The 13,897-nt window shown below is 61.5% G+C and carries 11 protein-coding genes and 1 pseudogene; 5 read left to right on the forward strand and 7 right to left on the reverse strand.

The window, feature by feature from the left end:
- Positions 1–105: 105 nt before the first annotated feature.
- A pseudogene (locus NKH04_RS26765) lies at positions 106–549 on the forward strand (carboxyl transferase domain-containing protein); the annotation flags it as partial.
- A 6-nt stretch (positions 550–555) separates the two neighbouring features.
- Positions 556–1,626: a M48 family metallopeptidase gene (locus tag NKH04_RS26770; protein ID WP_352748814.1), complete on the forward strand. Its 1,071-nt coding sequence runs from the start codon at positions 556–558 to the stop codon at positions 1,624–1,626.
- A gap of 44 nt (positions 1,627–1,670) precedes the next feature.
- Here NKH04_RS26770 and NKH04_RS26775 read toward each other — a convergent pair whose 3' ends face one another.
- The gene (locus NKH04_RS26775) at positions 1,671–3,674 is read right to left on the reverse strand and encodes a hypothetical protein (RefSeq protein WP_352822236.1); all 2,004 of its coding nucleotides are present in this window, start codon (positions 3,672–3,674) and stop codon (positions 1,671–1,673) included.
- Positions 3,671–5,200, reverse strand: coding sequence for an NAD(P)H-hydrate dehydratase (locus tag NKH04_RS26780; protein ID WP_352822239.1), 1,530 nt, complete (start codon positions 5,198–5,200; stop codon positions 3,671–3,673). Before NKH04_RS26780 ends, NKH04_RS26775 begins: the two co-directional genes overlap by 4 nt.
- 358 nt (positions 5,201–5,558) lie before the next feature.
- Here NKH04_RS26780 and NKH04_RS26785 point away from each other — a divergent pair, with 358 nt between their 5' ends.
- Positions 5,559–5,897 (forward strand): P-II family nitrogen regulator, encoded by a 339-nt coding sequence (locus tag NKH04_RS26785; protein ID WP_019857988.1) that lies wholly within the window; start codon positions 5,559–5,561, stop codon positions 5,895–5,897.
- Between the two features lie 54 nt (positions 5,898–5,951).
- The gene (gene glnA, locus NKH04_RS26790) at positions 5,952–7,361 is read left to right on the forward strand and encodes a type I glutamate--ammonia ligase (protein WP_352457514.1); all 1,410 of its coding nucleotides are present in this window, start codon (positions 5,952–5,954) and stop codon (positions 7,359–7,361) included.
- Between the two features lie 117 nt (positions 7,362–7,478).
- Here glnA and NKH04_RS26795 read toward each other — a convergent pair whose 3' ends face one another.
- Positions 7,479–8,519, reverse strand: coding sequence for a glutamine synthetase beta-grasp domain-containing protein (locus NKH04_RS26795; RefSeq protein ID WP_023717535.1), 1,041 nt, complete (start codon positions 8,517–8,519; stop codon positions 7,479–7,481).
- Between the two features lie 319 nt (positions 8,520–8,838).
- Here NKH04_RS26795 and NKH04_RS26800 point away from each other — a divergent pair, with 319 nt between their 5' ends.
- On the forward strand, positions 8,839–9,033 hold the full coding sequence (locus tag NKH04_RS26800; RefSeq protein ID WP_352451032.1) for a DUF2735 domain-containing protein: 195 nt from the start codon (positions 8,839–8,841) through the stop codon (positions 9,031–9,033).
- 75 nt (positions 9,034–9,108) lie between these two features.
- On the opposite strand, the gene NKH04_RS26805 is transcribed toward NKH04_RS26800, so the two are convergent.
- The 4 genes from NKH04_RS26805 to NKH04_RS26820 form a co-directional block, all read right to left on the reverse strand.
- Positions 9,109–10,998, reverse strand: coding sequence for an MFS transporter (locus NKH04_RS26805; protein WP_352822244.1), 1,890 nt, complete (start codon positions 10,996–10,998; stop codon positions 9,109–9,111).
- A gap of 187 nt (positions 10,999–11,185) precedes the next feature.
- The gene (locus tag NKH04_RS26810) at positions 11,186–11,977 is read right to left on the reverse strand and encodes an ATP12 family chaperone protein (protein WP_352919803.1); all 792 of its coding nucleotides are present in this window, start codon (positions 11,975–11,977) and stop codon (positions 11,186–11,188) included.
- Positions 11,978–11,979: 2 nt separating this feature from the next.
- The gene (locus NKH04_RS26815; protein ID WP_502896534.1) at positions 11,980–12,837 is read right to left on the reverse strand and encodes a DMT family transporter; all 858 of its coding nucleotides are present in this window, start codon (positions 12,835–12,837) and stop codon (positions 11,980–11,982) included.
- A 68-nt stretch (positions 12,838–12,905) separates the two neighbouring features.
- On the reverse strand, positions 12,906–13,886 hold the full coding sequence (locus tag NKH04_RS26820; protein ID WP_352975291.1) for an RluA family pseudouridine synthase: 981 nt from the start codon (positions 13,884–13,886) through the stop codon (positions 12,906–12,908).
- Positions 13,887–13,897: the final 11 nt, after the last annotated feature.

Here is a 13,897-nt window from a genome sequence, read left to right on the forward strand (position 1 = left end):
GGGGGGGGGGTGCTCTTCTTGAGGGCCCCCCGGTGGGGGGGTTGTTGGGTTGTTTCTTGCTTGTTTGAGGTCTCCTGCTCTGACCCGTTGGGGTGGGGGCGGGTTTTCTGGGCCCCAACCGCGCAGGAATATGGTGGGTTGATCAAGCACGGCGCCAAGCTTCTGTTCGCCTATGCCGAAGCGACCGTGCCAAAGATCACCGTCATCACCAGAAAGGCCTATGGCGGCGCCTATGACGTCATGGCGTCAAAGCATTTGCGCGGTGACATGAACTATGCCTGGCCAACGGCGCAGATTGCGGTGATGGGCGCCAGGGGCGCAGTCGAGATCATCTATCGCAAGGATATCGGCGACGCGGAGAAAATTGCAGCGCACACAAAAGCTTACGAGGATCGCTTCCTGTCCCCCTTCGTTGCCGCCGAGCGTGGCTATGTCGACGAGGTGATCATGCCGCATTCGACCCGCCGCCGCATCGCCCGCGCGCTCAGGATGCTGCGCAACAAGGATATGCAAAACCCCTGGAAGAAGCACGACAACATTCCGCTGTGAGGGTTGATGTCGCGCCTGGTCCTCTATGTAGGAGCGCGTTTCGGCAGGTTTGCCATCCTGCTCTTCGCCCTGCCGCTGTTTTGCCCAATACTCCTGTGGTTCTGGTTCCTCGATTGCTATCCGCTCGCTGTCATCGCGACTGGCGTTGTTGCGATCCCGGCCGCGATGCTGGCCATCGTTCTGTTGATCGGGACATTGTTCGCCGGTTTTCGACCCAGCAAGGTGGACGGGATTACTCGGGAATCAGCCCCGAAATTGTGGGCTGTCTGGGAGAGTATTGCCGGCAAACACCGCGCCAGCCGCACGAACATCATCCTGAGCGACGATCTCAACGCTAGCATCGGTGAAGAGCGGCCGTTTCTGGGCCTGCTTGGTCGCAGGGCAATTCTCACCGTGGGCCTGCCGCTGCTCGCAGCGACCGACCAAAAGGGGTTTGCGGCGATCTTGGCCCATGAGGACGCCCATCTGAAAAATAAAGATACAAATGGCGGGCTCAACCTGGCCGAACTCGAAATGAGCTTCGATCTAATCTTCGACTTCGCCCCACCGGGAAAAACCGTTTCGGGCAGCCTGTTCTACTGGATGCTTGGCCCGCTGTCGCGCACGCTGGAGCGCGAAGAAATACGGTTGTCGCGGCGGGCGGAAATTGACGCAGATCGTCATGCAGCGATGTCCGGCGATGCATATGAAACGGCGCGCGCCATGCTGCTGATCGGTGCTGCCAGTGCGCTCTTCGATGACCAAGTGTATATTCCGCTTAAACGTGAACTGCTTGGCACCATGGTACCGCCTCGTCCACCACTTGAAAGAGTTCTGGCGGCCGCCAGTCACCTGTCGAGGCTTCCCATCCTGCAAGAATATGCGCAAAAGGCCTGGGACGCGCCAGATAACGAAAGCGCGGATCATCCGCCCTGGTCCGAACGTTTGACTGCTCTTGGATTTAGCTCGGCTCCAGAGATAAAACCAGTTCTGGTTTCCGCCTTGTCGAGCCTGCTGAGCGATGAGATCGTCGCCGAACATGTCCGCCATTTCGACGGCGAATGGACATCGAAGATCGCCGACTATCTCGATCGATAGCTATCCACCTGAAACTATAGCGGCTAATGCCCAGTCGGCGCAGGCTATTCCGCTTCCGCTGCTCCGAACCCGGCTCCCATCGTCGCGCGGACGGCGCCCGACCACGGCGTGGCGTGATTGTCGATGCGCATCTGGAAGATGAAATAGGTCGGCGAGCAGAAGCCGATGCCCTTCACTTTGCCGATACCGGGTGTATCGGGCGGCAGCGACTGACACATGTAATCCTCGCGGCAGAAATGGTCGGCCGAGCAGGCAGGACGATTGCCGCGATTGACGGCGCCGCCCAGGCACTGGTCGAAATTATTGGTCGCCACGCAGGTGTCGAATTTTTTGCCGCCGACCAGCCCGCAAATCTCGTTCGGCATCGGCTTGCCCGTCTTGAAGGCGGCAAAGCTGCGATCCCGGTCGTCGCAGCCGCGATAGGCGATACCCGCCGGCACACCGATCTTCGGCGGTCGGCAGGTGTAGGCGGCGCGCGAAATGCTTGGTGCGAACGCGGCGAACTGACTGGTGATGGTATAGTGGTCATTGAAAGGCTGTGCCGCGTTGCTGGCGATGTATCCCGTTAAACAGGGGTGGCCGGAAAACATGTCTTCGCTGTCCTTGGGCAACAGGCATTGCGCCAGCTTGGTGTGCACGCCGGACGCGGTTGCCAGCGGCGTGCAGACGGTGCCGGCGCCGCATTGCCATGTTGCGCCGAAGCGGGCCGCATCCGCCGGCATCAGGCACGGCATCGCCATTTCGGCCGGCGAATAGGCGATTTCGCCGGCATCGTTCCAGGTCGCCGGCGGCGCGAACGATAACGGGCGAAAGCGGTTCGGTTCCTTGCCGTCGGCAGTCGCGCGCAGCCAGGCGACGCGGCGCGGGATGTCGGCGTGGAGATGCGGGGAAATGCCGACCTCAATGCGGTTGAGCGGCGAGGTCGTCTTGTCGTCAAGTCCGATGAAATGGAAGCCGGCGGTCGAGCCCGCCTGATGGCAGCCCTGGCAGGCGCCGTTGTCCAGCCGCTCGACCAATGCCTCCGGCGTGCGCACCAGCTTCAGCGCGGAGAAATCGACACCAGCGAAATCCGCGGGCTGGAACAGTGGCGTGAACGGGTGGTTGGCCTGCCTTGCACTGCCGAAGGTCGACCACGAAATGACCTTCCTTGCCAAGAATTCATCGGGGATTTGGTAGACGCCGAGATCGACCGCCGCGACATTGGTGCGGACATAGTCGGCAAGTCTTGCTTTCAGCGCAGCATCTTCGGCGAGACGTGCCGTGTCGGGCGTGTTTTCCAGCGGCTTTTCGCTGACAGCCGCTCCGTCGATGCCGAAAATTCGCATGAGATAGGCAGCCTGCCCGCCGAATTCGGTCTCTTGGCCGGAGGGGAAGCGCACCACTTGCGCATTGAGCTCGAGCTGCTTGAAGGTGAGCGCCGTCCTTTCCAGCGGCCCACCGGTCAGCCAGCCGGCATCGACGCTCTCGTCGAGTTGTGGTGCCCAGCGTCCGGCGACGCCGACACAACCGCCGTCGGCATCCGGCGCGGCATCGTAGACGGCACTGAAATTGAACGGCAGGCGCGAGGCCAGAACCTTGCCGTTTTTCTTGAAACTATAGGATAAGCGATAGACGAAGCGCACTTCGCCGCAACTCGTATCGCCTTGCAGCGCGGCGAAGTCGCGCCGGTCGAGCCGGTTGACGATGCCGACGAGGCGGAAGCGCGCGGCATCGGTCCTCAGCCAGCGCATGTCCATGACACGGCCAACATTGCCGTCGGTCACCTCGTAGAGCGGCCGACCACCGGCCTTCATCTCGGCCCGCAATGCCGCGACGTCGCTTGCAATCGTTTCGACGATCGCGTGATAGGCCGGCGCCTTGTCGTAAAGCGTCTTCAAATCGCCCTTGCCATCGACGCCGAAAATGCCGGCGAACCCGTAACCGTTGCTGTCGAGAGCGGCGAGAACGGCCGGGTCGTCGACGATCGTCAGCGGAGTTTCGGCGTTCGCAGCCTGCGCCATGAATACGGCGCCGACGATCGCAACGAGCAGCGCGAACATGCGGTTCATTCGGCAGCTATCCCGCGACTTTCGATAAGCTCGCGCAGGACCGGCACCAGCGCCAGCGGCAGGTCCTCGGCGATCAGCCCCGGTCCGAAACGGCTGCCGGCCTCGGCATGGATCCAGACTGCCGCACAGGCCGCTTCAAAGGCCGGCATGCCCTGCGCCAGCAGCGCGGCGATGATACCCGACAGCACGTCGCCCGAACCGGCGGTGGCCAACCAAGGCGCGCCATTGCCGTTGATCGCTGCCCGGCCATCGGGGGCCGCAATCACAGTGTCGGCACCCTTGTAGACGAGAGTGGCGTTGGCCCGTTCGGCTGCGGCGCGTGCCTTGGCGAGTTTGGACAGGTCCTTGTCCTCGGCGATATCTGAAAAAAGCCTGGCGAATTCGCCGTCATGCGGCGTCATCACCAGAGCCGGCGCGCTCGGCCGGCTGGCGGCTTCGAACAGGGCATCCGGCGCGTCGCGAAACGAGGTGACGCCGTCGGCGTCGAGCACCAAGGCCTCAATCCCGCCGCCCTGCCCATGGGCGCCATTCAGCACGGCCAGGGCGAATTCGCGCGTCTTCTCACCAATGCCAAATCCCGGGCCGAGCACGAAGGCCGATGGCCGGCGGCTGCCGACGAATTCGTCCACATCCGCGACAGTGTCTAGCTTGCGCAGCATGATCGAGGTCAGATGCGCCGCGTTCACATGGATGGCGTTCGCCGGCGACAGCAAGGTGACGGCCCCTGCCCCGCTCCTGGCCGCGGCAAGCGCCGACAGCCGCGCAGCACCCGTCGCCGACGGCCCGCCGGAAAAGACGCCGACATGGCCGCGTTTATACTTATGGGCGTCGACGGCCGGAACCGGAAAGCGGCCAAGCCAGAGCGCCGGAATGTTCTCGAATGTTCGTGGTTCAAGCTGCGCAACAACACTGTCGCTGATGCCGATATCAGCGAGCACGATTTCGCCGCACAGCTCGCGCCCCGGTAACAAAAGATGGCCTGGCTTTTTTCGCGCAAAGGTCACGGTGATTCGGGCGTGGAAAGCCTGACCGAGGACATTGCCGCTCTCACCGGAGACGCCCGACGGCAGGTCGACCGCGACGACCGGCGAATTCAACTCCGCCACATTATCGATCGCCTTGGCGGGGTCGCCGGATAGCGGCTTGGACAGCCCCGCCCCGTAAAGCGCATCGACCACGATCGAGCCCGTCTCGGCAACGAAATCCGACAGCGGCCGAGCTTCAACCGGGCACTCCGAGGCAGCGACTGCCGCATCGCTGCCGCCTTTAGGCGATCCGGACGCCCATACCGAGACGTCGACGGCGCTCTCCCGAAGGATGCGCGCCACGACATAGCCGTCGCCGCCATTGTTGCCGGGGCCGCAAAGCACATGGACGCGCGTTGCGTTCGGGTAGCGCTTGAGTACTACGGCAGCAACCGCAGCACCGGCATTGCGCATCAGGCCAATGCCGTCGAATGGACCAGCGGCAATCGCCAGCCGGTCGGCCTCGGCCATTTCGGACGGAGAAAGAAGTTCGTGGCTCATGCGGGCGACATGCACATCATCTGCCGAAGCATTGTCCAGTTTTTGATCCGACGCAAACTACGAAGGTTATGAAACACACCGGCAATGCCCGGAGCGACGAGTCGGAGGTCCACAGCTGCCCATGAAATATCCGATCTGCCCATTTTTTGTGCGGACGACGGGAGCGGCGTTGTTTAGGCTCGTGGCGCTCATGGCGCATCCGACGCAGGGAATGACGCGAATGTACATTCCCGCGTAGCGTGGTATCCAAATCATGTGAGCCCACCCGGCACCCCATCAATTGGCACAGTTCGTGCTTGATTGAGGCGCAAGCGGGGCTCACAACCCGTCTTTTTTGGCAGTGGAGGCCACTTTTTACATGAAAAAGATCGAAGCGATCATCAAGCCGTTCAAGCTAGACGAAGTGAAGGAAGCGCTTCAGGAGGCCGGCCTGCAAGGTATCACCGTTACCGAGGCCAAAGGGTTTGGCCGCCAGAAGGGCCATACCGAGCTTTATCGCGGCGCCGAATATGTCGTCGACTTCCTGCCGAAGGTGAAAATCGAAGTCGTGCTCGGCGACGATGCGGTCGAAGCAGCGATCGAAGCCATCCGCAAGGCGGCCCAGACTGGCCGTATCGGCGACGGCAAGATCTTCGTCTCAAACATCGAGGAAGTGGTGCGCATCCGCACCGGCGAAACCGGCATGGACGCCGTCTGAATTTTCCCGTTAAAAGGCCATGTTCAAAACGTCATCACATAGGGAAGCAGGGACATGACGACAGCCAAAGACATCATGAAGCAGATCAAGGACAACGACGTTAAGTTCGTCGATCTGCGCTTCACCGATCCGAAGGGCAAACTGCAGCACGTTACGATGGATGTCGTCGAGGTCGAGGAAGACATGTTTGCCGATGGCGTCATGTTCGACGGTTCCTCGATCGCCGGCTGGAAGGCGATCAACGAGTCCGACATGGTGCTGATGCCGGATTCCGATACGGTGCATATGGACCCGTTCTTCGCGCAGTCGACCATGGTCATCCTGTGCGACATCCTCGATCCGATCTCCGGGGAGTCCTACAATCGCGACCCGCGCGGCACCGCTAAAAAAGCCGAGGCCTACATGAAGGCCGAAGGCATCGGCGACCAGATCTTCGTCGGTCCTGAAGCCGAGTTCTTCGTGTTCGACGACGTCAAGTACAAGGCCGATCCCTACAACACCGGCTTCAGGCTGGATTCGACCGAACTGCCGTCCAATGACGACACCGACTACGAGACCGGCAACCTCGGTCATCGGCCGCGCATCAAGGGCGGCTATTTCCCGGTGCCGCCGGTCGATTCGGCGCAGGACATGCGCTCGGAAATGCTCACCGTGCTCGCCGAGATGGGCGTGCGCGTCGAAAAGCACCACCACGAAGTGGCCGCCGCACAGCACGAGCTCGGCATCAAGTTCGACACGCTGGTCCGCAACGCCGACAAGATGCTGATCTACAAATATGTCGTGCACCAGGTTGCCAACGCCTATGGCAAGACGGCCACCTTCATGCCGAAGCCGGTGTTCGGCGACAATGGCTCGGGCATGCATGTCCACCAGTCGATCTGGAAGGAAGGCAAGCCGACCTTCGCCGGCAACGAATATGCCGGCCTGTCCGAGAGCTGCCTGTTCTACATCGGTGGTATCATCAAGCATGCCAAGGCGATCAACGCCTTTACCAACCCGCTGACCAACTCCTACAAGCGCCTGGTGCCGGGCTATGAGGCGCCGGTGCTGCTCGCCTATTCGGCACGCAACCGCTCGGCCTCCTGCCGCATTCCGTTCGGCTCATCGCCAAAATCCAAGCGCGTCGAGGTCCGCTTTCCCGATCCGGGCGCGAACCCCTATCTCGCCTTCGCCGCCATGCTGATGGCCGGCCTCGACGGCATCAAGAACAAGATCCACCCGGGACAGCCGATGGACAAGGATCTCTACGATCTGCCGCCGAAGGAATTGAAGAAAATCCCGACCGTCTGCGGCTCGCTGCGCGAAGCCCTGCAGAGCCTCGACAAGGACCGCGGCTTCCTGAAGGCCGGCGGCGTCTTCGACGACGACCAGATCGACAGCTACATCGAGCTCAAGATGGCCGAGGTGATGCGCTTCGAAATGACCCCGCATCCGGTCGAATACGATATGTATTATTCGGTGTGATCCGGATTGTTGCAGCCAATAGAAAAACCCCCGGCAGAGACGCCGGGGTTTTTTTATTGTGATGCGATTGGAGAGAAAGTCACAGCGCAGACCTGAGGTCCACGCCGTGACGAATGCTCAAGCCGCGGCCGAAACCTCGGCGCTGGTCGGGACGGAGGCGATCGTCTTCAATATCTGCGAGGCGATCTGGTAGGGGTCGCCCTGCGAGTTCGGCCGGCGATCCTCGAGATAGCCCTTGTAGCCGTTGTTGATGAAGGAGTGCGGCACGCGGATCGAGGCGCCGCGATCGGCGATGCCGTAGCTGAACCTGTTCCACGGCGCAGTCTCGTGCTTGCCGGTCAAACGCTTGTCGTTGTCCGGCCCGTAGACGGCGATGTGATCCATCAGGTTCTTGTCGAAGGCCGCCATCAGCGCTTCGAAATAGGCCTTGCCGCCGACTTCGCGCATATAGGCTGTCGAGAAGTTGGCATGCATGCCGGACCCGTTCCAGTCGGTGTCGCCGAGCGGCTTGCAGTGGTATTCGATGTCGATGCCGTATTTCTCGGTCAGGCGCTGCATCAAATAGCGTGCCATCCACATCTGGTCGGCGGCCTTCTTGGAGCCCTTGCCGAAGATCTGGAATTCCCACTGGCCCTTGGCCACTTCGGCGTTGATGCCTTCATGGTTGATGCCGGCGGCAAGGCAAAGATCGAGATGCTCCTCGACGATCTGCCTGGCGACGGAGCCGACATTGCTGTAGCCGACGCCGGTATAGTACGGGCCTTGCGGCGCCGGATAGCCGCTCTCGGGGAAGCCGAGCGGGCGGCCGTCCTTGTAGAAGAAATATTCCTGCTCGAAGCCGAACCAGGCGCCCTCGTCGTCGAGGATGGTGGCGCGCTTGTTGGACGCATGCGGCGTCACGCCGTCCGGCATCATGACCTCGCACATGACGAGAGCGCCATTGGTGCGGGCGGGATCGGGATACACGGCGACCGGCTTCAAAACGCAGTCGGAGCTGTGGCCCTCGGCCTGCATGGTCGAAGAACCGTCGAAGCCCCACAGCGGAAGCTGGTCGAGCGTCGGAAACTCGGCGTAGTCCTTGACCTGCGTCTTTCCGCGAAGATTGGGAACCGGGGTGTATCCATCGAGCCAAATGTACTCGAGCTTGTATTTCGTCATTCTAGCCTCTCGTTGCTTGATCACCGAACCCTGGATGGCGCCGGGGCGAGCCGGCGTATCCAGCAGCCGACCTGCCGGATTACTAAAATGCAATTCGTGTGCCATTCTCGCCGGCGATGGATGCGGCAAAAGTGAGGTTGTATCCGCCCAAAATCGCTGGTCCGCCGTCATGCTGCGTTCCGATCATCCACAAGCACATTTTGCACAAATAATATGCAAGTACTGATCTTTTCGTAATCATATTGCCTATTTCGATTGCTGAACCTATGTTGGGGAAAGGTTGAATCGGCAAGGTTCTGTCGAAGAAAGGAAACCGACAATGGAAATCACTTCCACTCGTCAGTCGGCCAAAATCCTGATGTTCCCCGTGGCAGCGCGCGCTTCTGCCTCAAATTTAAGCGGAAAGGCTAAGTTCGCGGCAGAACTTGCTTCGTTGCGCAACCGCACGGATTTCGGAAGTGCCTGGTATCATGAGGCAGCGATCGAGGAAGCGAACCAGGATCGGAAGAGCTAAGCCCTGCGCTCGATAAATTGAAAAAGCCCGGCGCGAGCGCTCGCGCCGGGCTTTGCTTTGAACCGGACAGGCCGGCTACTGTTTGGTGTGCAGGTCCGTTCCGAGCGTATCCCTGACAAAGACCATGCCGATGATCAGCGACATCGCCGCGATCACCACCGGGTACCAGAGTCCGTAGTAGATATCGCCCTTGTAGGCGCTGAGCGCGAACACCGTCGCCGGCAGCAGCCCGCCGAACCAGCCATTGCCGATATGGTAGGGCAGCGACATGCCGGTGTAGCGGATGCGGGTCGGGAACATCTCGACCAGGATCGCGGCGATCGGCCCGTAGACCATCGTGACGAAGATCACGAGGATGAGCAGGATACCGATCGTCATCGGCCAGTTGACCGCCGCCGGGTCGGCGAACATGGCGAAGGGACCGCCGCCCGGTACGGTGTAGACGGTGACCTCGGGAGCTCCCGCAGCCTCATCGGCAGTCAGCAGCTTGTCCTTGATCGCCTGGTCGGTCGGAACCATCGCCTTCTCGCCGGCGCGGATCGCGGCCGCATCGAGCTTCAGTTCGGGATTGGCCGCGATGAAGGCTTCGAGCTTCTGATCCGGCACCTTCGCCGCTGCCCGTTTCAGCGGATAGCCGCCGTCCTGAAGCGCCGTGTTTACCGCCTTGGCGAAAACAGCGTCCTTGGCCTTGGCTTGATCGCCGGCTGCGGTGGCGTCATACGACTCAACCGTCTCGTTGCCGATTTTGACCGACGCAGCAGTGCCGGGCGCTGCCGTGGCCACTACGTCATAAGGCACCGAGTTCTTGGTCAGAAACGAGGTGGCGATATCGCAGGACGTGGTGAACTTCGCCGTGCCCACCGGGTTGAACTGGAACTTGCAGTCTCCCGGTGCCGCGGTCACCGTCGCACGGGTGTTCTGCTGCGCTGTGGCGAGCGCCGGGTTGGCTGCCCAGGTCAGCGCCTTGAACAACGGGAAGGTGCAGACGATCGCCAGTGCAAGGCCGGCCATGATAATCGGCTTGCGGCCGATCTTGTCGGAGAGCCAGCCGAACACGACGAAGAAGATCGAGCCAACAGCCAGAGCAATCGCGATCATGATGTTGACCGATTGCGGATCGACCTTGAGCACGTTCTGCAAGAAGAACAGCGCGTAGAACTGGCCATTGTACCAAACTACGGCCTGACCGGCCGTGAGGCCGAGCAGCGCCAGCAGCGCGATCTTGGCGTTCTTCCACTGACCGAAGGCTTCTGACAGCGGCGCCTTGGAGCCTTTGCCTTCGTCCTTCATGCGCTGGAAGGTCGGCGATTCAGAAAGCGACAGCCGGATCCAGATCGAAATGCCGAGGAGGAGGAAGGAAACGATGAACGGAATGCGCCAGCCCCAGGCGGCGTAGGTTTCCTTGGTCATCGACCCCTGGACGATCAGGATGACGATCAGCGACAGGAACAGGCCGAGCGTTGCCGTCGTCTGTATCCACGACGTGTAGTAGCCGCGGCGATCGTCGGGTGCATGCTCGGCGACATAGGTGGCGGCACCGCCATACTCGCCACCGAGCGCCAGGCCTTGCAACATGCGCAAGATGATCAGGATCACGGGAGCGGCGATGCCCAAAGTCGCATAGCCAGGCAGCAAGCCGACCAGGAAGGTCGACAGGCCCATGATCGTCATGGTGACAAGGAAAGTGTATTTACGGCCGACAAGGTCGCCGATGCGGCCGAACAGCAGTGCGCCGAACGGGCGCACGAGGAAGCCAGCGGCAAACGCCAGCAGCGCGAAAATATTGCGCGTCGCTTCCGGAATGGTTGGACTGAAAAAAGTCGAGCCAATGAACACTGCCAGCGAGCCGTAGAGATAAAAATCGTACCATTCGAAAACGGTGCCGAGCGAGGAAGCGAAGATGACCTTCTTCTCCTCGCGCGTCATGCCGCGGCTTGTTTTGCCGGCGGTCGATGCCATTGCCATGAGCGTATCCTCCCGTGTGATTCCATCAGTCCTCGATGCTGCGCGTCATCGTCCGCGTTTCCTCGGAACGCAGACTCAGTGCAGCCACCAGTACAAAAAATGACAGAAAGCGCCGTCCAGAGGCAGACCGTCTTTGGGATTATGACTTTGGTCTAATGTGCAGTGCGAAATAGAAACGACGGTGCGGTCAGCCTTTGAGAGCTTCGAGCAGCGTGACTGCCGCCATCATGTCGCGCTTGCGGGCCGCGCGGTGCGCGACGGCCTCGGCATCATGGCCCCATTGCTCGGCCTGCCAGTCCTCGTCGACATGACCGGCAGCCCAGGCCGCCTCGCCGTCGAGCTCGCCGAAGTCGACGGCCAGCGCCAGCAGCGCCGATCCGGTCAGCGACGTCATGACGTGGATGGCGGCAAGGCGCAGCGGATCGGCACGTTGGGCAAGATGCTGGCCAAGCAGCGCGATACTCTCGCGCGGCTGTTCGACATGGATCACGCCTTCGGCAAGATGGAACCGGGCGCCGAGAGCGCTGCGCACCCAGTCGATGACCGGATCCCAAAGCTCGTTCTGCCGGTCGACGAGTCCTTGGGGCGCATCGGCGCGGTAGCAGAGCAGATCGGACGAGGCAAAGCGCAGGATGTCCTCCAGCACGGCCTGGGGATCACTGGCGACGCCATCGATTGCCGTATTGACCAGACGCATCACCGGCATCGTCACCGGGTTGATGGTCTCCTCCTGTGCGGCGAATTCCTCGGCGACCAGAGCAGCCGCCTTTTCGGTCGGCAGCGCCAGCAGCGCCTTGGCCGGCGTGCGGACGGGCTTGCCATCGAGATGGACGGCAAAACCGTCTTCGACCGGTGCTACCGCGACGGTCTTGTAGAAGCGCTTCGGCAGCGGCGTCTTCATCTGGATCTGGGCGCGACGCACCGGGTCCGGATCGGAGAGCTGCTTTCCAGCTTCGAGGTCGTTCAATATATCGCGCATGCTCATCCGGGACTTTGTTTTCGGACCGGCCGGTTGACGATGATGAGACCAGCCGCGATCAGGGCGAGTGCCAGGAAGATACGAACGGTCAGCGGCTCATTCAAGAACACGGCGCCGCACAGCACACCAAACACCGGCGACAGGAAAGTGAAGCTCGACAGTCCAGATGCAGGGTAGCGCCGCAGCAGCCAGAACCACAGCACATAGGTGAAGGCGACGACGTAGACGGCCTGGAACAACAGCGCCAAGGTCGGCAGAACGGCAAAGCTGCGGACCGGCGGCCCGGCAAAAGGCATCACCAAAATGCCGATGACGGCGGCCCCGGCCAGCTGATAGAGCAGCAGCTTTTCGGCGCTGGCCGTCACCAGCTTCGACCGCTTGATGACGATATTGGTCACGGCCCACAGAATGCCGGCACCGAGACTGAGCAAATCGCCGCCCAATGTTGCGCCGCCATTGGCGCTCAGTTTATCCGAAAACACCGCGATCAGTCCGGCGAAAGCGAGCAGAAGACCAACGAGCTTGCGTACCGTGATGCTTTCGCCCAGCAGGAAATGACCGCCGACCAGCATCCAGAACGGCATGGTGTTGACCAGCAAAGTGTTGCGCACGACAGTGGTGTGCTCGAGCCCGACATAGAGAAACAGGAACTCGAGACCGAAAAGCGCGCCTGCCAGAATGCCGGCGACGAGGGTCTTGTCGGGCGTGAACAGCGCAATGCCGCGCCAGCGGCACCAGCCGAAAACACACAGGCCGCCGATCACCGACCGTGCGATCGACAGGAAAATGGGATCGTAGCCGGCGTAGGAGATCTTGGCGGCGACGTAGTTCAGCCCCCAGGAAAAAGTCAACCCAACCATGATGGCGGCTGCCGCCAGATCGACCGCGTCACGGCGGTCGAGGGTTTCTGTGGCGACGCCCACCAGCGCTAGTCCTCGGCACTCTGCTCGTCGAAACCGAGCAGGTTCCAGCTCTGGCGCATATGCGGCGGCATCGGTGCGGTGACGTCGACAAAGCCCTTGTCGGGATGTGGGATAACGATGCGGCGCGCGTGCAGATGCAGCCGGTTCTGCATGCCGCCTGGAAAATCCCAATTGGTGTCGGCCTCGAAATATTTGGGGTCGCCGATGATCGGGCAACCGATATGGGCGGCATGGACGCGAAGCTGGTGGGTGCGCCCGGTATAGGGTTCCATTTCCAGCCAGGACAGGGTCTGCGCCGCCTGCTCGACTATGCGGTAATAGGAGACGGCGTGATCGGCGCCCTTTTCGCCATGCTTGGCGATACGCACACGATCGCCGTCGGGCGTCGATTCCTTGATCAGCCAGGTCGAGATCTTGTCCTCGCGCTTCGGCGGCACGCCCTTGACCAGCGCCCAGTAGGTTTTCTTCGTCTCACGCGCCCGGAACGCTTCGGCGAGCTTCATGGCGGCGAGCCTTGTACGGGCGACAACCAGCACACCCGACGTGTCGCGGTCGAGCCGGTGCACCAGGCGCGGCTTCTCGCCCTTCTGGTTGCGCCAGGCTTCCAGCATGTCGTCGACATTGCGGGTGACGCCCGAGCCGCCCTGCACTGCCAGGCCGGCCGGCTTGTTGAAGACGAAGACCTTCGGGTCCTCATGGATCAGCATCTTTGCCAAAACGTCGGCGTCGCCCTGGTTGCGGATCGAATGACCGGTGAGCGGGCTTTCACCTTTCTTGTCGACTTCGAGCGGTGGCACACGCACCGTCTGGCCGGCTTCGACGCGGGTATCGGCCTTCACCCTGCCGCCGTCGACGCGGATCTGGCCGGAACGCAGCAGCTTCTGCAGATGACCGAAACCGAGACCGGGGAAATGGCTCTTGAACCAGCGATCGAGCCGCATGCCCGCCTCGCCGGCGTCCACTGTGATCTGTTCAACGCCTGCCATGATTCCAATCG

The organism is Mesorhizobium sp. M1365, assembly GCF_040317865.1.
Classification (GTDB): Bacteria; Pseudomonadota; Alphaproteobacteria; order Rhizobiales; family Rhizobiaceae; genus Mesorhizobium.